At 75.6% G+C, this 574-nt stretch carries 2 protein-coding genes; both read left to right on the top strand.

All coding sequences use genetic code 11. The annotated features are described in order from the left end of the window. The coding region (locus tag G3I53_RS33255) for a hypothetical protein (protein WP_203616924.1) at window positions 1-181 on the top strand (181 nt) is incomplete at its 5' end. 132 nt (window positions 182-313) lie between these two features. Beyond that, window positions 314-574 (top strand): hypothetical protein (locus tag G3I53_RS11200; RefSeq protein ID WP_164438300.1); only part of this gene is annotated, 261 nt, incomplete at its 3' end.

Below are 574 nucleotides of genomic sequence, written 5' to 3'. Positions count from 1 at the left end.
GCCCGCGGCCATCGCGGCCGCGGCGAGTCCCGCGGCGGCTTGCTTGCTGGTCCTGTTCATCGTGTCGGCCGGCTCCCTGTCGGACGTCGTGGCCGGGCCGTCGTCCGCGCGCGGCGCCGTGGGGCGTCGGGCACGTCCGGCCCACCTGGGAGCGATTCTGTCGGGCCGTTCCCGCAGGTGACGCGGAATGCTGCACCGTACGGGTGGCCGGTGCGGCGGGCCGGTGCGGACCGGGCGCCGGGAGGTGTGGCGGTGGGGCGGGCCCCGGGGGCAAGGTGGAGGAAGGCTCCGCAGGCTCAGGAGGTGTTCCGACGTGATCACCGAACTCGCCGTCGAACGCGTGGCATTCACCTGCGGTGCGTGCGGGCACCGCTGGAGCGTGGACTACGACGTCCAGCGCTATCTGGACGGTCACGGGGACGAGTGGGAGTACTTCCACCGGGACAACACCGTCGTGCCCTCCCCGTACGTCCCCGAGAACGCGCCGGCCTGCGCGCGGTGCGGGCACCGCGAGACCGGCCGCCTGGTCGCCCGGCGGCCCGTGCCCCTGCCGGGCGTGGCGGGCGAGCCGCGC

The sequence above is a fragment of the Streptomyces sp. SID14436 genome, from assembly GCF_010548465.1.
Lineage (GTDB): Bacteria > Actinomycetota > Actinomycetes > Streptomycetales > Streptomycetaceae > Streptomyces.
Note: the sequence above shows the minus strand (reverse complement) of the source record. Positions and strands in the feature narration are given on the sequence as shown.